The sequence below is a fragment of the Streptomyces sp. NPDC025784 genome (assembly GCF_055558435.1).
Map to the genome: position 1 here is coordinate 11537 of NZ_JBVHMN010000022.1, position 18525 is coordinate 30061.

Consider the following 18525-nt stretch of genomic DNA (forward strand, 5'->3'; position numbering starts at 1 on the left):
CGTAGGCAGGAACCGGGCGGCAGATCCTGGTCCACTTGAGGAAAACTGGACCGATGGACACAGGGTTCGCGGTGACGCTCGCCGGCCGGCGCGCCAGGCGGGGCCCGCTCGCCGGGTCGCTGTCCGCGGCCGTCCGCGAGGCGGTGATCGACGGCCGGCTGCCCGCAGGGACCCGACTGCCGTCCGAGCGGGAACTGGCCCGCACGCTGAACGTCAGCCGGGGCACCGTCGTCGCCGCCCTCGCCCTGCTGCGGGACGACGGCTGGCTGCACACCCGGCACGGCAGCGGCAGCGTCGTCCGGCTCCCGGCACATCTCACCGAACGGACCACGCCGTGGTCCCTGGACCGGGGCGGCGCGGGCGACGCCGGCCTCGATCTGACGCTGGCCGTCACGGCGGCGCCCCACGACGCCTGTCTCGCCGCGCTGGGCCGTGCCGTCGAGCGCAGCGCGGCCCTGCTCGTCGACTCGGGCGTGCCGACCTCGGGCCTGCCCCGGCTGCGCGAACTCCTCGCCGAGCGGTACACCCGCTCCGGACTGGCCACCCGCCCCGAGCAGATCCTCGTCACCTCCGGAGCCCAGGCCGCGCTGACCCTGCTCACCGACCACCTGCACACCGACCGCAGGTCCCCGGTCCTGGTGGAGAACCCCACGTACCCGGGGGCGCTCACGATCCTCCGGCGGCGCCGCGTACGGCTGCTGCCCGTGCCGGTGACGGCCGCGCACGGCTGGGACGTCGAGCGACTGGCGCGGACCGTACGCGACCGCGGCCCCCGGCTCGCCTACCTGATCCCGGACTTCCACAACCCCACCGGCGCGCGCATGGGCGCACCCACCCGTGGGGAGATCGCTGCCCTCGCCGAGCGGCACGCCCTGACGGTCGTCGTCGACGAGACCATGCGCGACCTGGATCTGCGGACGCCGCCGCGTCCGGAGCCACACCTCGGCGGCGCGACGGCGATCCAGATCGGTTCGACGAGCAAGGTGTTGTGGAGCGGACTGCGGGTCGGCTGGATCAGGGCGCGCGCGGCACTCGTCGCCGAACTGGTGCGCAACCCGCTCCAGGCCCAGCTGTCGCCGCCGCCCCTGGAGCAGCTGATCGCCACCGAGCTGCTGGGCGACGCCGACGGCCTCGCCGCGGTGCTCGCCGACCGGCGCGCCCGCCTGCGCACCCAGCGCGACCGTCTCGCGGAACTCCTCACCGGGACGGGCTGGTCGTGCACGGTGCCGGACGGCGGGCTGTCGCTCTGGCTGCACCTGGGCCCCGACACCCTGGCCACGGAGCTCGCGGCACGGGCGGCGCGACGAGGGCCGGCGGTGTCGCCCGGGCCGCAGTTCGCCGCGGACCGCGCCGCCCTGGCGCACCACCTGCGGCTGCCGTTCACGGCGACACCGGACGTGCTCACCCGGGCGGTGCGGCTGCTGACGCGGTGACGCGGTGACGCAGTGACGCGGATTCGCGTTCCGGCTCCGTGTGACGTGTGACGTTCCGTACATGCGCGCCGCCCCCGACGGGCCGGGCGGCGACGAGGAATGTCACCGTTTGGTCCCAGTCCCGTCGGCCGCACAACGTATGCCCCCCGACGAGGGTCTAGCAGGCCGACGACACAAGAGAGAAGCAGGAAAAGGAAGGCCCACCATGGGGGACATACGCAGACGAGGCGCCGTCGCGCTCGGGATCACCGGACTGGTCGCGCCGCTGACGCTCGCGCTGGGCGCCGCGCCCGCGCAGGCCGCGAGCTGCACCACGCAGACCGGCCCGTACCAGAAGCAGGTGGAGAAGTTCCTCGGGCGGCCGGTCGACGGCCGGCAGTCGACCACCGACTGCAAGGCCATCCAGGCCTTCCAGAACAAGCACGGCATCACCCCGAACATCGGCTACGCGGGGCCCGTCACCTGGGGCGTGATGGACCTCATGAACAAGCAGAAGGCCGTGGGGAGCAACCCCAACAAGGACGGCAAGTGCCCGGTCAACAAGGGGCGCATCGCCTGTGTGAACCTGACGCTCCAGCTCAGCTGGATCCAGGACGGCGACCGACTGGTCTACGGGCCTGTGCCGGTGCGCACCGGCCGCAACGGGTACGAGACCCGCACCGGCCTGAAGAAGATCTACTGGCGGGACATCGACCACGTCTCCAGCATCTACAACGTGCCGATGCCGTACAGCCAGTTCTTCGACGGCGGGCAGGCCTTCCACTCGGTCGGCCTCAGCATGTGGAACCCGCCGGGCTCGCACGGCTGCGTCAACATGACCACGACCACGGCCAAGAAGTACTGGTCGCTGCTGAAGAACGGCGACGACGTGTTCGTGTACGGCCGCAAGCCCGGCACATGAGTGATGAGCTTCACGGTCCGTAATGTCGTTCGCTGTACCTTTACTCACAACGTCTTCACGCCGAGGACCGTATGCTTCACACCATGTCCACCACTCCTGATGCCGACACTCGGCGCTCCGCCGCCGAGGTCAACGAGGAGATCCGGGCCCTCTGGTTCCGGGCGGGCGGGACGTTGAGCATGGAGGAGCGGCGGGAGTACCAGCGGCTCGTCCTCGAATGGGCGGAAGCCGCCCCGCCGTCGCCCACCCGGGCGGCCTGACGGCTCGCGTCCCGGCACGGGGCTCCCCGAAGTCAGCGGGGAGCCACCGCCTCGGGCCTCATCCCCAACTCTGCGCGTACTGCCGCCGATAGGCCTTGCGGTCCTGTTCCGTGCGGATGAACCGCGTCGCCACCAGCGCGACGAGACTGCCCGCGATGACCAGCAGACCCGGCCCGACATTCTTCGGGTCGGTCAGACGCGACACCAGCGTCTCGGCGTTCGCTGCGGCACCGCCCACCGGCTCCACGGCGCCCGGTGCGGCGGACCCCGGCGAGGCCGCCGCGCCCTGCGCGCCGGAAGCCGCCGTCGAACCCGCCGGCGAGGGAGACGCGAGGGCGCCCGACGACGCCTGGGGCTGCCCCGCGAGCCGCACCCCCAGTGCCGTCAGCGCCTTGTTGACCGGCTGGAAGAACGTCGTACCGCCGATCCGGCAGTCCCCGTTGCCGCCCGAGGTCACACCGAGCGCGATGCCCTCGGAGAACAACGGGCCGCCGCTGTCGCCCGGTTCGGCGCACACCGTCGTCTCGACCAGCCCGGTGACCGTGCCCTCGGGGTAGTTGACCGTCGCGTTGAGCGCGGTCACCTTCCCGTCGTGCAGCCCGCTGGTGCTGCCGCTGCGGAACACCCGCTGCCCGACGGCCGGATCGGCGGTACCCGTGATGCGAACGCCGTTGCCCCCGCCGATGGCGACGACATTGGCTCCCGCCGAGGTCTGTTGCCCGTCGTCGTACTGCACGAGCGAGAAGTCGCTTCCGGGGAAGGCCGTGGTGACGGTGCGTCCGAGCTGCTGCCGGCCCGAGTTGTCGGCGAACCAGACGGATCCGGCCGGTCCGCAGTGACCCGCCGTCAGGATGAACTCGGTGCGCCCGTTGGTCACGTTGAAGCCCGCCGAACAGCGCCCGCCGGTCGAGAACATGGGCTGCGCGCCGTTGAGCCGGGTGGTGAACGCGCCCTGGGTGCGCTGCATGCGGACGGCGTCCCCGATCCCGTCGGCCATCTTCGTCATGCGTGACCAGTCGGAGGAGGAGACCGTGCTGTCGGCCCGCACCACCACCTCGTTCGTCGTGTAGTCCACGGCCCACGCCGTGCCCACCACCCGCGGCGCCGAACTCAGCTCCCGGGTGGCCGACTTGAGGTCCTGCATGCTGTGCCGTACGAGCTTCGCGCGGGCGCCCGCCTCCGTGACCTCGGCGGCGGCCCCCGGGTCGGTCACCGCGACGACGGGCCGGCCGTCGGAGCCGATCCAGTTGCCCGCGGTGCGCGAGGTGCCGAGCCGTGACACCAGTGCGGTGCCCGTGTCCACGGCCGCCTGGGCCCGGCTTCCCGCGGCACGCGACGTGTCGGAGGGTTCGCTCGCCATCGCTTGCGTCACCATCAGCCCTCCGCAGAGCAGCCCGCCGACGGCCGCGAGTCGCGCCCCCCGTCGGACGATCCGTCGTCGTGCGTGCCTCATCCATGGGCTCCCGAAGCCGAACGGCACGGCGTCATCGCCGCCGAGGGCCCCGGTCGAGAGCCCTCCCCTCATACGTGCGGCCACGCCCGCGTGTTCACCACGGCGCGCACCCCGGGCGGGACACCGCCTCGGCCGGCCCTCACCGCCCCGACGCCGTCGCACCGCCGCCGCCCTTCACGCCCGGTGCCGCCCTGCCATGATGGGGCCCATGCGTGTGCTGATGCCGGTCCCCGACCACGACTTCGACGTCACCGAAGTCGCCGTGCCCTGGCGGCTGTTGACCGAGGCGGGACACGAAGTCTTCCTCGCGACGGAGCACGCGGGCACCCGTCCCGCGGCCGACCCGCGACTGCTCACCGGTGTGCTGTTCGGGCAGCTCGGCGCCGAACCGGAACCCCGGACGTACTACCGGCAGTTCACCGAGGCGCCCGAGTTCCGCCGCACCCTCTCCTGGGCGGACCTGGAGGTGGCGGAGTACGACGGTCTGATCCTGCCCGGCGGACACGCGCCCGGCATGCGCCAGTACCTCGGCTCGGCCGTGCTCCAGCGGCGGATCGCCGAATTCTGGGCGCTGCGGCGCCCCGTCGGCGCGATCTGCCACGGCGTCCTCCTGCTCGCCCGCGCCCAGGATCCCGCCACCGGACGCAGCGTCCTGGCCGACCGTCGCACCACCTGTCTGCCCAAGTACATGGAACGGACGGCCTACTTCACCACTGCCTGGCGCCTCGGCCGCTACTACCGCACCTACCCCGCCTACGTGGAGGACGAGGTCAGGTCGGCGCTCACCGATCCCGGCACCCAGTTCGCGCGCGGCCCGCGCACCCTGACACGGCGCGGTACCGCCCGCGACGACACGCACGCCTTCGTCGTACGGGACGGTCACTACCTCTCGGCCCGCTGGCCGGGGGACGCCTACCTCTTCGGCCGCCGGTTCCTCGCCCTGCTCCGGGACACGGACGGGCGTTAGCCGCGGACGCGGGCGGTCACTTCCTCCCGCGTCAGATACATGTCCGTGTGCTCGAAGTCGCGCAGGGTGCCCTCGCGGTCGTCGAGGAACCCGGTGCGCACGAAGTCGTCGCCCGCGACCGCGTTGAGCAGCCAGTTCGCGCCGGTCCGGAACCGGGCGGTGCCGGTACGCAGGGCGTACAGGTGGTACCCGCGGGCCACGACCTGCGCGGGCACGCCCTTCAGGTCGATGCCGAGCGGCTTGGACACCGCGTCGTGTCCGCCGAGGTCGACGACGAGCCCGAGGTCCTTGTGCCGGTACGGCGTCGTCGGCTGCCCGCGCAGCAGCGCCGTGACGTTCCTCGCCGCGTGCCGGCCCTGCCGTGCGGCGTGCTGGGCGGTCGGCACGCAGTACGAGCCGTCGCCCTTGGCGAGGTCGGGCACGGCCGCCGCGTCGCCGAGCGCCAGCACCCCGTCCAGACCCGACACCTTGAAGTCGGGTCCGGCGAGGATCCGGCCGCGCACGGTCTCCGCGCCCAGCGAGTCGACCAGAGGGCTCGCCGCGACACCGGCCGTCCACACCAGCGTGCGCGAGGGCAGCACCCGGCCGTCGGTCAGGGTGACCTTGTCCTCGGTGACGGAGGCGACGGACGTCTCCAGCGAGATGCGCACCCCGCGTTCGCTCAGCATCCGCAGGGCGCTCGCACCCAGCCGGTCGCCGAGTTCGGGCAGCAGCTTGGGGGCGACGTCGACCAGATGCCACTGGATGAGGCCCGGGTCGAGACGCGGGTGGTAGCGCTTGGCCGCGGCGGTCGTCAGGCGTTGCAGACAGGCCGCGGTCTCGGTGCCCGCGTAGCCGCCCCCGACCACCACGAACTGAAGCCGTGCGGTCCGCTCCCCGTCGTCCGACGTGGCCGCCGCCAGGTCGAGTTGGCCGATGACGTGGTCGCGCAGGCACACGGCCTGGGCGAGTGTCTTCATCCCGCGCGCCTCGTCCAGCAGGCCCGGGATGTCGAAGGTGCGCGTCACACTGCCGGGGGTGAGGAGCAGGTAGTCGTACGACACGTCGACCAGCTCGCCGGTGATCTTGCGGACGACGCACACCTTGGCCTCGGGGTCGACGCCGATCACGCTGCCCGGCAGGAGCGCGGTGCGCCGCAGGATCCGGCGCAGCGAGGGCGCCACGGACTGCGGGGTGACGACACCGGCGGCGACATGCGGCAGCAGGGGCAGGTAGAGCTGGTAGTCGGTCGGGCTGACGAGCGTGATCCGGGCGTCGCCGGGGGCGAGCGAGCGCTCCAGTCCCCGTGCGGCCTCGACACCGGCGAAACCCCCGCCGACGACGACGATGTTCGGTGCGTCCATCCGAGCGCCTCTCTCCCTGTGGGGACACCGCGAGCCCAGGCTCACACGGGGCGGCCACACCTGCCACCGCGCATCGCACGAGGCCGATGGGGCAGCAGGGACGACCGTCGGGGGCGGGGGAGACGATCCCTGGGGGAGAGGCGGCGGTCTCCGGGGGAGGAAGAGACGCACGCGATTCTCTACCGATCAGTAACTGACGCTTCCCCCTTCGTACATCCTCAGGCACGATCATCACTGCCGCGGCGACGGGGCAGTGACCCCGCCGCCGCGGCACCAGCGGTGGGCGACAGCGGTCCCCCGCCGTACCGACACGAGCAGAGCGAGGGTCCCGGTACCCCCGCCGCTCCGACACGAGTCAGGGGACGGGCATGGCAGGACGTGGCGTGGGACGCAGGACGGTCGCGGTCTCGGCGGTCGTGGTACTGGGCATCGGCGGAACCGTCACGGCGGCCGGATCCGCCACCGCGGCGCCGGCCCGGATGACGGCGAGCACGGCGGCGGCCACGACGGCGTCGGTCGACTACGCCACCTGGCAGCGCGACGTCCGCGCCGTCGTCGACCAGGCCGTGCCGTACGTCGAACAGCGCACCGCGCACGCCGACGGGCAGAAGCTCGCGATCGTCTTCGACATCGACAACACCACGCTGGAGACCGACTTCCACCCCTGGTACCAGCTGCCCACCCCGGCGGTCGGACCCTCGCTGGAACTCGCCCGCTACGCCCGCTCACGGGGCGTCGACATCTTCTTCGTCACCGCGCGCCCCGGCATCATCGCGAGCGAGACGAAGTGGAACCTGAAGGCCGTCGGCTACCCCGTCTCCGGTCTGTACGTCCGCGATCTGCCGGATCTCTTCGACGAGGTCAGCGCCTACAAGACCGGCAAGCGGGCACAGATCGAGGCCCTCGGGTACACGATCATCGCCAACGTCGGCAACAACACCACCGACCTCGTCGGCGGCCACGCCGAGCGCACGTTCAAGCTCCCCGACTACGACGGTCAGTTGTCCTGACCTCTCGTCCGGAGGGGCGGTCGCCGCGGTCCGGGCAGTTCGCGCGCGCAGGGGGCCGCCCGGTGGCGGCGGCATAGACTGCCGCCCATGGACGAGGCCTCGCTGGACAAGCTCGGTTCGGGCAAGTACCTGCTGATCACCAGCTACCGCAAGAACGGGACCGGTGTCGCGACGCCCGTATGGGTGGTGCGCGACGGCACGGCACTCGGCGCGTGGACCGCCGCGGACTCCTGGAAGGTGAAGCGGATCCGCAACCGGGGCGACGTCCTGGTCGGCCCCTGCGACGCGCGCGGCAGGCCGACCGGCGACCAGATGCCCGCCACGGCCGAGATCGTCGACGCCGAGGCGACCGCCCGTTACCGGCAGCTGATCGCCCGCAAGTACGGTGTCGTCGGCCGTCTCACGCTCTTCGGCAGCCGGCTGCGCCGCGGCGAGACCGGCACGATCGGCATTCGCATCACCCCGGCACCCTGACCTTCACAGGCGCGGGGCCCGGCAATTCGCCGGGCCCCGCGCCTGTTGCCGTTCGCAGGTCCCCGGTGCCCCTCACAGTGACAGCCGTTGCCGACCGACCGCGACCTTGACAGGTGCATGCCCATCACGTACTCGGTCGCGTCCGTGCGGGTCTGTGTGGTGGGGGAGTTGGCCGGAAGTGTGCTGCGTGAGGCGTTGACTAGAAAGCGCTTACCACATACGTTCCCGTTCGGCGGCGTGACCCCGTGTGTGACGTCTCGTATCCGAGACATCAGCTCGCCAAGCCGCACCACCTGCGCAAGTCGACGCACCTGTCCTTCAGCGAGTCCCGTACGGGCATGCCGCGCGCCGCATCATGCCCAGGTCCTCGTACAGAGTTCACAGACATGACCCGGCATTCCTGAAGGGACGCACCCCTATGCGTACTCGCCCCCACGACGTCGCTGCCGCCGGCCGGTGCTCGCGGCGGCCACGACGGCGGCACTTGCCGCCGCCACGGCGCTCGTCCGCCCGCAGTCCGCGGGCGCCGCCGAGTCCTCACCGGTCGGCTTCGGCGCCGGGACAGTGTGTCCGGCGACGACGTCAACTCGCGTATCCCGAGCCTGCGTTTCGGCACCGGTGACCTCTACGACGACTATGTCGTCGGGGCCGAGACCGCCGTGCACCCGCGCACGGGCGCCCAGACGCTCGTCCAGAACAACGTCTTCCGTGACACCGACGTCGCCGTCACCGCCGGCCGGGACAGCGACGAGGACGGCTCCGTCAACCTCACCGGCAACGATCTCTGCGGAGCCGGCACCGAGATCTCACGGGTGGGCACCTTCACCACCCCGCCCCACAGCTGCACCGCCGAGCCCGCCTCGACCGTCGTCGCGTCGGTCGCCTCGGGCGCCGGCACCGGAAGGCTCTGACCCCCACACTCGGAAGAAGGAATAGGGACATGACTCCCTCGGTACGTCCGCGCGCCCGTCGGCGCGCACTCATCGGCACCCTGGCCGCACTCGGCCTCACCTCCACCACGTTCCTGGCGAGCGGACTGGCGGGCACCGCCGACGCGGCCGCGGCCTGGCCGGCCCCCACCAGCAGCGTGCCCGTCAGCTCGACCATCTCGGTCTCGGGCACCTACGACGGCAAGCTCCAGCGCTTCTACGGCAGCGGCGACCTCGGCGACGGCGGCCAGTCCGAGGACCAGGACCCCCTGTTCGACCTGGCGGACGGTGCCGTCCTCAAGAACGTCGTCATCGGCTCTCCGGGTGCCGACGGCATCCACTGCGCGGGCAGTTGCACCCTGCAGAACGTGTGGTGGGAGGACGTCGGCGAGGACGCCGCCTCGTTCAAGGGCAAGTCGTCGTCCGCCACGTACACCGTCACCGGCGGCGGGGCGAAGTCCGCCTCGGACAAGGTGTTCCAGTTCAACGGCGCCGGGAAGCTCACCGTGACCGGCTTCCAGGTGTCCGACTTCGGCAAGTTGGTGCGCAGTTGCGGCAACTGCTCGACGCAGTACAAGCGCACCGTCGTGGTCAGCGACGTGGACGTCACCGCGCCCGGCAAGTCGATCGTCGGCATCAACACCAACTACGGCGACACGGCGACGCTGAGCAAGATCCGCATCCATGGCGACAGCGGCAAGAAGATCAAGCCGTGCGTCCGCTACACGGGCAACAACACCGGTGCGGAGCCCAAGGAGACCGGCAGCGGCCCGGACGGCACGTACTGCAAGTACGCGACGTCCGACATCACCTACAGCTGAGGGCGCACCCGTGGGCCGGCCGCAACGGGCGCGGAATTCGTCCCGGCCGGCCCGCGGGAACCGGTCGCGCCCTCCGGTCCGGTCTGCCGGCGGGGCCGATCAGGCTCTCGCGCCGGTCCGGTGGGCAAGGACGGGACCCTCAGCCCCAGCCGCCGTAGGGGCCGTCGACGAGCTGGAAGACCGGCTGCCTGCGCACCGGGTCCTGGGCGGTGGAGAGTTGCACGCGGTCGCCGCTGTGGATGGCGGCGGGCGACCCCATGACCCGTCCTCGGACGGTGAACCCCTCCGACATCTCGATGAGGGAGACATTGCGGGCGGCGGGGGTGTTGCGGTGGATCACGGTGGAATGGCGCACGATGCCCGATCCCGTGCTCGACTCCGTCCGCAGGTCGCTGCCCTGGCACACCGGGCAGAGGAGGCGCTGGTACATCGCCGTGCCGCACCAATGGCAGCGCTGGAAGAGGAGGGCGTCCCCGGGCTGCTCGTCGCGGGCGGTCCCGAGCACGTCCGTCGCGGGAACGGGCCCCGGATGAAGGGCGATTCCTGGCTGGTACACGATGTCATCTCCCTGCGCTCGGCCGGAATCTGAGGTGCCCGGATCACCGTGCACGACCACAGAGTATGGCACTGAGTGTCACAGGTAAAGGCACTCGGTACCCTCAATGTGTCGGACCGGAGTCCGGCCCCGCGACGGTCAGTCCCGGCCGAGCGTGGACTCGATCTCCTGGACCACACGCCACAGCGGGGCGTCGCGCCGGGAGACCACGACCACCACGTCGTCGTACTCCTCCGCCCTCGGGCCGCCCCGAGGGGACTCCCGTGAGTCGCCGAACGTCGCTCGTACGTACCCGAGCGCGTGGTCGACCGCCGCGGTCGCGTCGCCCTGTCCGTCCGAACGCAGCCAGGACCGCAGGCCGTTGTTGTGCGCGGCGACCACGGCCGCGGCGATGACCTCGGCCCGCAGGGTGCCGTCGCGCCGGGCGGGCAGGCGCCCGCGCAGGTACTCGGCCAGGGCCCGCTCGTAACGCCGGACGACCGAAAGCTCGTATGCGCGCAGGCCCGGGACCTCCTTGGTGAGGCGGTAGCGCTGGACGGAGAACGTCGGGTTCTCGGCGTACATGCGCAGGACCAGTCGCGCCGCGTCGCACACCCGCTGCACCGGGTCGTCGTCCGTGTCGGCGGTGTCGTCGAGGAACGCCCTCATGTCCGCCAGGCAGCGTTCGTGGTCCGGGAAGACCACGTCCTCCTTGGAGGGGAAGTAGCGGAAGAACGAGCGGCGGCCGACGCCGGCGAGTGCCACGATGTCGTCGATGGTGGTCTGTTCGTAGCCGCGCTCCAGGAAGAGCCGGAAGGCCGCCGCGACCAGGGCGTCCCGCATGGGCGGCTTCACGGTCCTCGCGTCGGAGGGCTCGCGGCGCCGGGGTCCGTCGTTCATGAACGGAAACTAACACCGAACCGGATGGTGTGGCACTCAGTGCACTCCATCGAGGGAACTGAGTTCCATGGCGCGATGCTGTGGCAAGGGGCGCCGGAGAGCCGTCGAAATCGGGGCGGACCCTGTGATTCCTCATGTGGCTGAAATGTGATCACGCATGAAGTGCTTGTCTGTTCAACGAGGTTGACAGCCTCTCCGCGGTGATCGACTATGTGGTCGCGCCGTGGCCCATGTGACCGATGAGTCCGGTGTTTCTTCGACCACTCACCCCCGGCGCGGCCCCCGGCTGTCTCGTGCTGCCCGCTGCCGCCGACCGGGGCACCGCACCTTCGAGACGGGATCCGCATGTCCACAGCGAGACGTGTCACCCTGCGCTGCCTGCTGGGAACGGGCGCGGCGGCGCTCGCCCTCTCCGCGGCCACCACCACAGCCTGGGCGACGGGCGAGCCGGGCGGGGACGGCTGGGACAAGACCGCGGGCGGTTACGCCCCGGGGCAGGGCGCCGGCACGGCGACCGCGAGTGACCGCTGCCAGTTCTCCCTGGACGGGACGCACTTCTACGACTCGGTCCGCGTCGACGACGAGAGCCTCAAGCCCACCGACGACGGCAAGGTCCACATCAAGGTCCGCACGGCCGACGACGCCGGCACCTGCACCGCCTCGCTCGCCGCCTACCGGACCCACGGCGCCACCTTCAAGACCTCCGGCGTGCAGGTCTTCCACGACTTCGACTCCGTGACGGTCAAGCCTGGTGCCACCGACTCCCTCGACATCTCGGTGCCCGACGCCGGCTGCTTCGCGCAGATCGACCTCTACCGGGGCGCCGTCAAGTTCGACGGCAAGCACGACGCCGAGGACGGCTTCGAGCACGGTGACCTGCCCGCGGGACCGGACCACGCGGTCATCAAGGACAAGCTGATCATGGCGTGGAACGGCGGCAAGAAGGACTGCACGGCGCAGCCGACCACCCCCGGGACGCCGGCCTCCACGCCGCCCGCCGAGACGCCGGGCACCCCCTCGCCGTCGGCACCGGCGACGTCGGCCGGCCCGAAGACGCCCTCGGCGCCCGAGACGTCCGCGACCCCCACCGCCTCCGAGTCCGCCACGCCGCCCGCCGCCACCCCGAACGGCGGTGCGTCGCCGAAGGAGGGCGACCTCGCCGAGACCGGCGGCGGCAACACCCTGACGATCGCGGCCGGGGCCGCGGCCGTCCTCGCGGCCGGTGCCGCGATCACCGTCGCCACCCGGCGTCGCCGTTCCACGGGCGCCCGCTCATGACGCTTGTCGTCAGCGCCCCTCGATGACGGGGCGCCGGCATCCGGTCCGCGGTGACCGGTCATCAACTCCCCCGAGGTGACCGGCCAACGCCCCGTCGAGACCGGCCGTCGGCGTCCCGTCCACGAGCCCCGGCACCCGTCGTCCGTACCGCGGTGCCGGGGCTCGTCCCCGTCATGGCACGGGATCCGCGTGATTTCGGCGGGTCATGCCATCCAGAAGAAGACCGCGGTCATCCGCTTGTCCTCCATCGTGGTGCCGCAGTAGTCCGTGGCGCTGTGCATCAGGTTGGCCTGGTACAGGAGCAGCCGGTTGTACCGGTGCGGTACGCGGACGTCCTCCACGAAGGAGTCCGGCGCGACGAAGCGCGTGCCCAGGGCCTCCACCAGGTTGTTGTGCGGCGCGGCGACCGTGTTCCCGCCCAGCCGGCCACCGGGCAGGTTCTGCCGGAAGAAGCTGGTCCCGCAGTCCTTGGGCACGTTCGGATTGAGATAGAGGACGGCGGCGTAACGGCACAGCGCACGGGAGTCCGTGTGCGGGCGCGGCTCGCCCTCGTCCTTGCCGACCACCTGGATGCAGTTGTGGTTGAGGGTGGCCCCCGCCGGCGTCGACTGCTGCCACAGTTCCCGCGCGCCCGTCGCCTTCTTCACCAGGCCTTCCACGCACGTCAGTTCGCCCGGTTCGAGTCCGGGCATGGTGCGCAGGCCGGGCCAGCTCTCCGAGGTGTACGGATGCCCCTCGACCCAGTCGTCCTTCGCGACGCACCGGGCGCGGACCGCGTCCACGTCGGGCAGCACGTCGTCGAAGACCCAGTAGTCCCGGTCGCGGGTGGGTTTTCGGTAGGGGAGAACCGGGAGCGCCGGAGTCCTCGGCGGGTGTGGGGGCATGCGGCCGACGATATAGATGAGTGATTCAGCGATCTCCAGAGAATTGGTCAACGTTGCACCAACTCGGCCTGCGCGCACAGCCGTCGGGCGGTGCTACATCTGTGGGGCCCGGAGGGACTGCTCCGCCCAGATGATCTTTCCCTCGTCCGTGTAACGGGTGCCCCAGCGCTGGGTGAACTGGGAGATCAGGAACAGTCCCCGGCCGCCCTCGTCGGTCGTCTTCGGATGGCGCAGGTGCGGAGCGGTGGCGCCGCCGTCGGACACCTCGCAGATCAAGGCCTGTTCGCAGATGAGCCGCAGCCTGAGGGGGCCGGCCGCGTGCCGGATGGCGTTCGTGACGAGCTCGCTCACGACGAGTTCGGTGGTGAAGGTCAGTTCGTCCAGACCCCAGGCGTTCAGCTGCTGGGCCGCCGCCTTGCGGGCGTCGGCCACGACCGCCGGGTCGACGGGCAGCTCCCAGGTCGCGACCTGACCGGCACCCAGCCGCCGGGTACGGGCCATCAACAGCGCCACGTCGTCGTACGGCCGCGTCGGCACCAGCTCGTCCACGATGGTGCGGCACAGGTCGTCCAGCTGCTGCCCGCGCGCCTCCAGGGCGCGGCGCAGCCGTTCCCGGCCGGCCTCCTGGTCCCTTCCGGCGCCGGGGGTGGCGAGGAGCCCGTCGGTGTGCAGGGCGAGCACCGTTCCCTCCGCGAGCTCCAACTCGACGGACTCGAAGGGCAGTCCGCCCACGCCGAGCGCGGAACCGCGGGGCAGCTCGACGAACGACACCTGCCCCTCGGGCGAGATGAGCGCGGGCGCCGGATGGCCCGCGCCCGCCATGGCGCACTCGCCGGTCACCGGGTCGTACACCACGTAGAGGCAACTCGCGCCCAGCGCCTGCATTCCACTGGTGCGGGTGTCGGCGCCCGTGCCCTCCTCCCGTGCGGTACGGCTGACGAGATCGTCGAGATGGGCGAGCACCTCCTCGGGGGTCAGGTCGAGATCCGCGAGGGTCTGCACGGCGGCCCGCAACCGTCCCATGGCCGCGGCCCCGTCGATGCCGTGACCCGCGACCTCTCCCACGACGAGGGCGACGCGGGCCCCGGACAGGGGGATGACGTCGAACCAGTCGCCGGCCAGCCCGGTCAGCTCGTCGGCGGGCCGGTAGCAGGCGGCGACCTGCACCGCGTCCAGTTCGGGGAAGCGGTGCGGGAGGAGATTGCGCTGGAGCACGAGGGCCGCGTCCCGCTCGCGGCTGTAGCGGCGGGCGTTGTCGATGCAGAGGGCCGCCCGGGCGACGAACTCCTCGGCGAGGCTCAGATCGTCCTCGTCGAACGGGTCCTCGCGGGTGCGCCGGAAGAACGTGGTGATGCCGAGGGTGATGCCGCGGGCGCGGACGGGCACGATCATCACGCTGTGCAGACCGAGGTCGAGGAAGGACGTGGGGCGGTCGCCGGGCGAGCCGGCCGTCCACACGGTGGACAGCGGGTCGAGGCGCTCCTCGGACCAGGACAGGCCGTCCGCCAGGCACCGGACCGGGGGAGACCCGGCGAGGTACGCGGCCGGCTCGCCGACCCGCACCATGGTCTCGGGCACTCCGGACCGGACCGACTGCTGGCCGGCCCGGCGCAGCGGCACCGCGTCCGCGTCGTCCCGGGGACCGGGTGCGGGCTCCGCTCCCTTGAGGACCGATTCCAGCAGGTCGACCGTGACGAAGTCGGCGAGCCCCGGGACCGCGACGTCGGCCAGCTCCTGCGCGGTCTGCACGACGTCCAGGCTGCGTCCGATGTACTCGCCGGCCCGGTCCAGCAGGGCGAGCCGCCGACGGGCGCGGTAGCTCTCCGACACGTCGACGACGGTGTAGTAGACGCCGATGGGACGGCCGAGATCGTCCTCCAGCCGGATGAACGACATCGAGTGGGCCGACTGGCGGTGCGGCGCGGACCGGACCCGGCCCACGTGCTGGTAGCCGACCACCTGCTCACCCGTCGTCAGCGCCCGGAGCATCTGCGCCTCCAGCCGCTCGGCGTCCAGACCGGGCTGCACCTCGGCGAGCCGTCGGCCGAGCCGCTGCCGGGCCGGACCGCCGCCGAACTGCTCCAGCGCCGTGTTCGACCACACGTACCGCAGGTCCGTGTCCACGATCGCGATGCCCACGGGTGAGTGCGCGGCCATCCTCTCCAGCACCTGCCGGCTCATGTCCCAGCCGGGTCCGTCGCGCAGATCGGCGAGCAGCACCACCCAGCGCGCCGGGCCGTCGCCGTGCTCCGCGGGAACGGCCCGCACCATCAGCCGGAGGGCGCGCCCGTCGCGGTGGCGTGCGGACAGCAGCCCCGACCAGCCGCGGTCCGCGTCGCACCGCTCGGTGAGGTCCCGGACCCGCGCCGCGTCCTCGGGGACGAGCAGGTCGGCCGCGTGCCGGCCCAGCACCTCCGTGGCGGGGTATCCCAGCAGCCGTTCCGCTGCGTCGGTCCAGCTGGTCACCGTCATCCGGGCGTCCAGGAGCAGTGGCGCGGCGTCCGCCATGTCGAAGCGCCGCCGCGCCGACACGTCCCGTTCCTCGCTCGCACCCACTACGACCCTCTCCGCTTCCCGAAGGTGGTCTTACCCCGTCGTGCCCATTCTTCACGCCGCATGACCGGTCCGCGGTTTCGGCGGACCGGCTGACCGTATCGATCGCAAACGATCGATACGACTGTGGGCGTACAGTTGGCGCAGGGGATCACGCTCCGCGTCCGCCCCAGTTCGTCCGTCCGGCCTTGCCCCAGGGGGAGCCCATGCGACTGCACGTCGACCAGCGCCATGAGCGGGTGCTCGAACTCGTCCGGGAGCGCGGCAGCCTCCGGGTGTCCGACCTCGCGGCCGAACTCGGCGTGTCCGCGGTGACCTTGCGGCGCGACGTGGAGACGCTGGCCGCCCAGGGGCGGGTGCACCGGCTGCACGGCGCGGTCGTCTGGCCGGGCGACACCGCGGCCGAGCCCCGGCCCGGTCGCGAGCCGGCCGAGGGCGCCGTGATCGGGATGATCGTGCCGACCACCGGTTCCATCTTCGCGGACGTCGTCCGCGGTGCCCGCGAGGCCGTCGGCGCCCAGGGCGGCCGGCTGGTCCTGGGGATGACCGGTTACGTGGACTCCGAGGACGCCGTGCAGGCGGAGCACCTGATCGCGGGCGGTGCGCAGGGTCTGCTCGTCGCGCCCAGCTGGTTCGGCGGCGTGCCGCTGGGGGGCCAGGAGAAGTGGCTCCTGGACTGCGCGGTGCCGGCCGTCCTGGTCGAGCGGTCCGCGCCGGCCGGTAACCCGGCGGCCGGTCTCGACCGGGTGCGCACCGACCGGGCGCACGGGGCCGCCGTGGCCGTGGGTCATTTCGCCGCCCTCGGGCACCGACGCATCACCGCGGTGCTGCAGGAAGGGCCGCACGCCGCGCAGATCTCCTCCGGTTATCTGGCGGCCGTGCAGTCGCTCGGACTCGACGTCGACTCCGGCGCGCCGTCGGTTCGCGAGCACGGGGACTACGAGGCGAGCATCGACTATCTGGCGCAGGCCGTGGCGAAGCGCGGGGTGACGGCCGCGCTCGTGCACAGCGACGAGGACGCGATCGTGCTGGTGCCCAAGCTCCAGGCGCGCGGCATCAGGGTGCCCGAGGACCTCGCACTGATCGCGTACGACGACGAGGTCGCCGCCCTCGCGGACGTGCCCCTGACGGCTGTCGCCCCGCCCAAGCGCTCGGTGGGGGAGCTGGCCGCGAAGCTGCTGCTCCAGCGGCTCGCGGAGCGCGCCGACGGGCGGAGCGCAGCGCCGCGCCAGCACCTGGAACTCCTGCCCGAGCTGAGGGTCCGGTCGTCCTGCGGCGGTGAGACGCTCACCTCGTGAACATCGAGCGATCGTTTTGATTGATTTGGTCGAACGCTCTTGACTCCGATCGTGTGCGCACAAAGGATGTCCTGCATCCGCCTCTGCCCGTACGAGGTCTCGTAGGAGCCGTGCCATGTCGCGCACTTCACGTTCGTTCCGCACAGCCGCCATCGCCGTCGTCGCCGCCCTGGGCATGCTCGCCACCGCGTGCGGCGGCGACGGCGGCTCGACCGACTCCGCATCGGAGGGCAAGCCGGTCACCATCAAGTACTGGACCTGGACGCTCGGGGCCAAGTCGACGGTGGAGGCGTTCAACCGGACGCACAAGGACATCAAGGTCGAGTTCACCGAGATCCCCAGCTCGACCGAGGGCTACAGCAAGCTCGCCAACGCCGTGAAGGCGGGCAACGCCCCCGACGTGGCCACCATCGAGTACCAGATGGTCCCGGAGTTCGCGAGCCAGGGAAACCTGATCGATCTGACCGACTACGCCGGAAAGACGGTCAAGTCGAAGTTCCCCGCGTCCGTCCAGAGCCTGGTGACCTTCGGCGGCAGGACATGGACGGTCCCCTACGACGTCGCGCCGCAGCTGTACTACTACCGGACCGACCTGTTCAAGAAGTACGGCATCGAAGTCCCCAAGACCTGGGACGAGTTCAGGACCGCCGCCGCCGCGGTGAAGAAGGCCGACAAGAACGTCCGGCTGGCCTCCATGCCGAAGTCCGACCCGGCGCTCCTCGCCGCCCTGTCCTGGCAGGCCGGCGGCAAGTGGTTCACCACCCGGGGCGACGCGTGGAAGCCCGGCGTCGACGACGCGCCCAGCAAGAAGGTCGCCGCCTACTGGGACGGACTGATCAAGGACGACCTGGTGCAGTCCTTCACCGCCTACAGCCCCGAGGAGACCAAGGCCCGCGCCTCCGGCCGGACCCTCTCCTTCCTCGGCGCCTCCTGGTCCGCCGGAGGCATGAAGACCGCCATGCCCGACCTCAAGGGCAAATGGGCCGTCGCCCCCCTGCCGAACTGGGGCACCGCGGCGAGCGGCAACTACGGAGGCACCTCCTACGGCGTCCTCAAGGGCAGCAGGCATGCCGAGGCAGCGGCCGAGTTCATCGAGTGGCTCACCACGAACCGCGCCGGAGTCGAGGCCCGGCTCGCCGACCTGGAGTCGCCGAGCAGCGCCCTGCCGGCCGACCCGCGGATGCGTACCGTCGCGGCGGCGAAGTTCGACACCGCGTACCTCGGCGGCCAGGACCTCTACAAGCTCGCCTCCGAGCAGGTCGACACGATCGTCCCCGGCTGGACGTGGGGACCGAACCAGCTGGACGTCTACACCGCCGTCCAGGACGCCACGGCCAAGTCCGGTTTCGGCGGCGGCGTCACGGCCGGCCAGCGCAAGGCCGAGTCGGGCATCACGGAGCGCGGACTGAAGCTCGCCCGGTGACCCTTCGGGTCCGGCCGCCCGGCGGCCGGACCCCGTCACCCGTCGCCCCCGCAGCGTCCAGCC

Annotated in this window: 16 protein-coding genes and 1 pseudogene; 11 read left to right on the forward strand and 6 right to left on the reverse strand. The window is 71.8% G+C overall.

Annotation, left to right across the window (positions count from 1 at the left end):
* The first annotated feature begins 53 nt into the window (after window positions 1-53).
* The 3 genes from ACZ4IF_RS36510 (at window position 54) to ACZ4IF_RS36520 (ending at window position 2594) form a co-directional block, all read left to right on the forward strand.
* Window positions 54-1433 carry an aminotransferase-like domain-containing protein gene (locus ACZ4IF_RS36510; RefSeq protein WP_467570982.1) on the forward strand — a complete coding sequence of 460 codons (1380 nt, stop codon included), beginning with the start codon at window positions 54-56 and terminating at the stop codon, window positions 1431-1433.
* 205 nt (window positions 1434-1638) lie between these two features.
* A complete protein-coding gene (locus ACZ4IF_RS36515; RefSeq protein WP_359499610.1) occupies window positions 1639-2334 on the forward strand; it encodes a L,D-transpeptidase family protein in 696 nt (231 codons plus the stop codon).
* Window positions 2335-2405: 71 nt separating this feature from the next.
* Window positions 2406-2594, forward strand: a complete 189-nt coding sequence (locus tag ACZ4IF_RS36520; protein WP_095938253.1) for a hypothetical protein — start codon at window positions 2406-2408, stop codon at window positions 2592-2594.
* Between the two features lie 58 nt (window positions 2595-2652).
* Here the strand turns inward: ACZ4IF_RS36520 and ACZ4IF_RS36525 are convergent, their stop codons facing one another.
* Window positions 2653-4047, reverse strand: coding sequence for a S1 family peptidase (locus ACZ4IF_RS36525; protein ID WP_467570986.1), 1395 nt, complete (start codon window positions 4045-4047; stop codon window positions 2653-2655).
* Between the two features lie 208 nt (window positions 4048-4255).
* Here ACZ4IF_RS36525 and ACZ4IF_RS36530 point away from each other — a divergent pair, with 208 nt between their 5' ends.
* A complete protein-coding gene (locus tag ACZ4IF_RS36530) occupies window positions 4256-5014 on the forward strand; it encodes a type 1 glutamine amidotransferase domain-containing protein (protein WP_467570988.1) in 759 nt (252 codons plus the stop codon).
* Here ACZ4IF_RS36530 and ACZ4IF_RS36535 read toward each other — a convergent pair.
* The gene (locus ACZ4IF_RS36535; protein ID WP_467570990.1) at window positions 5011-6357 is read right to left on the reverse strand and encodes an NAD(P)/FAD-dependent oxidoreductase; all 1347 of its coding nucleotides are present in this window, start codon (window positions 6355-6357) and stop codon (window positions 5011-5013) included. The genes ACZ4IF_RS36530 and ACZ4IF_RS36535 overlap by 4 nt on opposite strands.
* A gap of 368 nt (window positions 6358-6725) precedes the next feature.
* Between ACZ4IF_RS36535 and ACZ4IF_RS36540 the strand changes: the two genes are divergently transcribed.
* The 4 genes and pseudogenes from ACZ4IF_RS36540 (at window position 6726) to ACZ4IF_RS36555 (ending at window position 9591) form a co-directional block, all read left to right on the forward strand.
* Window positions 6726-7367 (forward strand): HAD family acid phosphatase, encoded by a 642-nt coding sequence (locus tag ACZ4IF_RS36540; RefSeq protein WP_467570993.1) that lies wholly within the window; start codon window positions 6726-6728, stop codon window positions 7365-7367.
* Between the two features lie 87 nt (window positions 7368-7454).
* On the forward strand, window positions 7455-7841 hold the full coding sequence (locus ACZ4IF_RS36545) for a PPOX class F420-dependent oxidoreductase (RefSeq protein ID WP_467570996.1): 387 nt from the start codon (window positions 7455-7457) through the stop codon (window positions 7839-7841).
* Between the two features lie 578 nt (window positions 7842-8419).
* Window positions 8420-8752, forward strand: a pseudogene (locus ACZ4IF_RS36550) (pectate lyase family protein); the annotation flags it as partial.
* 29 nt (window positions 8753-8781) lie between these two features.
* On the forward strand, window positions 8782-9591 hold the full coding sequence (locus ACZ4IF_RS36555) for a pectate lyase (protein WP_467570999.1): 810 nt from the start codon (window positions 8782-8784) through the stop codon (window positions 9589-9591).
* 139 nt (window positions 9592-9730) lie between these two features.
* On the opposite strand, the gene ACZ4IF_RS36560 is transcribed toward ACZ4IF_RS36555, so the two are convergent.
* Together ACZ4IF_RS36560 and ACZ4IF_RS36565 are read right to left on the reverse strand one after the other, a co-directional pair.
* Window positions 9731-10096: a Zn-ribbon domain-containing OB-fold protein gene (locus ACZ4IF_RS36560; RefSeq protein WP_359499718.1), complete on the reverse strand. Its 366-nt coding sequence runs from the start codon at window positions 10094-10096 to the stop codon at window positions 9731-9733.
* 189 nt (window positions 10097-10285) lie between these two features.
* The gene (locus tag ACZ4IF_RS36565) at window positions 10286-10969 is read right to left on the reverse strand and encodes a TetR family transcriptional regulator (protein WP_467571324.1); all 684 of its coding nucleotides are present in this window, start codon (window positions 10967-10969) and stop codon (window positions 10286-10288) included.
* Window positions 10970-11371: 402 nt separating this feature from the next.
* On the opposite strand from ACZ4IF_RS36565, the gene ACZ4IF_RS36570 reads away from it, so the two are divergent.
* Window positions 11372-12304, forward strand: a complete 933-nt coding sequence (locus tag ACZ4IF_RS36570) for a hypothetical protein (RefSeq protein WP_467571001.1) — start codon at window positions 11372-11374, stop codon at window positions 12302-12304.
* 203 nt (window positions 12305-12507) lie between these two features.
* Here ACZ4IF_RS36570 and ACZ4IF_RS36575 read toward each other — a convergent pair whose 3' ends face one another.
* On the reverse strand, window positions 12508-13188 hold the full coding sequence (locus ACZ4IF_RS36575) for a DUF6445 family protein (protein WP_467571003.1): 681 nt from the start codon (window positions 13186-13188) through the stop codon (window positions 12508-12510).
* Window positions 13189-13281: 93 nt separating this feature from the next.
* The gene (locus tag ACZ4IF_RS36580) at window positions 13282-15744 is read right to left on the reverse strand and encodes a SpoIIE family protein phosphatase (RefSeq protein ID WP_467571007.1); all 2463 of its coding nucleotides are present in this window, start codon (window positions 15742-15744) and stop codon (window positions 13282-13284) included.
* 203 nt (window positions 15745-15947) lie between these two features.
* Between ACZ4IF_RS36580 and ACZ4IF_RS36585 the strand changes: the two genes are divergently transcribed.
* Together ACZ4IF_RS36585 and ACZ4IF_RS36590 are read left to right on the forward strand one after the other, a co-directional pair.
* On the forward strand, window positions 15948-17039 hold the full coding sequence (locus tag ACZ4IF_RS36585) for a substrate-binding domain-containing protein (protein WP_467571009.1): 1092 nt from the start codon (window positions 15948-15950) through the stop codon (window positions 17037-17039).
* A 115-nt stretch (window positions 17040-17154) separates the two neighbouring features.
* Window positions 17155-18462 carry an ABC transporter substrate-binding protein gene (locus ACZ4IF_RS36590; protein WP_467571012.1) on the forward strand — a complete coding sequence of 436 codons (1308 nt, stop codon included), beginning with the start codon at window positions 17155-17157 and terminating at the stop codon, window positions 18460-18462.
* Window positions 18463-18525 lie beyond the last annotated feature (63 nt).

Coding starts and splice junctions, on each gene's coding strand:
- ACZ4IF_RS36510 (WP_467570982.1), top strand. CDS start 54: ATGGACACAGGGTTCGCGGTGACGCTCGCCGGCCGGCGCGCCAGGCGG.
- ACZ4IF_RS36515 (WP_359499610.1), top strand. CDS start 1,639: ATGGGGGACATACGCAGACGAGGCGCCGTCGCGCTCGGGATCACCGGA.
- ACZ4IF_RS36520 (WP_095938253.1), top strand. CDS start 2,406: ATGCTTCACACCATGTCCACCACTCCTGATGCCGACACTCGGCGCTCC.
- ACZ4IF_RS36525 (WP_467570986.1), bottom strand. CDS start 4,047: ATGAGGCACGCACGACGACGGATCGTCCGACGGGGGGCGCGACTCGCG.
- ACZ4IF_RS36530 (WP_467570988.1), top strand. CDS start 4,256: ATGCGTGTGCTGATGCCGGTCCCCGACCACGACTTCGACGTCACCGAA.
- ACZ4IF_RS36535 (WP_467570990.1), bottom strand. CDS start 6,357: ATGGACGCACCGAACATCGTCGTCGTCGGCGGGGGTTTCGCCGGTGTC.
- ACZ4IF_RS36540 (WP_467570993.1), top strand. CDS start 6,726: ATGGCAGGACGTGGCGTGGGACGCAGGACGGTCGCGGTCTCGGCGGTC.
- ACZ4IF_RS36545 (WP_467570996.1), top strand. CDS start 7,455: ATGGACGAGGCCTCGCTGGACAAGCTCGGTTCGGGCAAGTACCTGCTG.
- ACZ4IF_RS36555 (WP_467570999.1), top strand. CDS start 8,782: ATGACTCCCTCGGTACGTCCGCGCGCCCGTCGGCGCGCACTCATCGGC.
- ACZ4IF_RS36565 (WP_467571324.1), bottom strand. CDS start 10,969: ATGCGGGACGCCCTGGTCGCGGCGGCCTTCCGGCTCTTCCTGGAGCGC.
- ACZ4IF_RS36570 (WP_467571001.1), top strand. CDS start 11,372: ATGTCCACAGCGAGACGTGTCACCCTGCGCTGCCTGCTGGGAACGGGC.
- ACZ4IF_RS36575 (WP_467571003.1), bottom strand. CDS start 13,188: ATGCCCCCACACCCGCCGAGGACTCCGGCGCTCCCGGTTCTCCCCTAC.
- ACZ4IF_RS36585 (WP_467571009.1), top strand. CDS start 15,948: ATGCGACTGCACGTCGACCAGCGCCATGAGCGGGTGCTCGAACTCGTC.
- ACZ4IF_RS36590 (WP_467571012.1), top strand. CDS start 17,155: ATGTCGCGCACTTCACGTTCGTTCCGCACAGCCGCCATCGCCGTCGTC.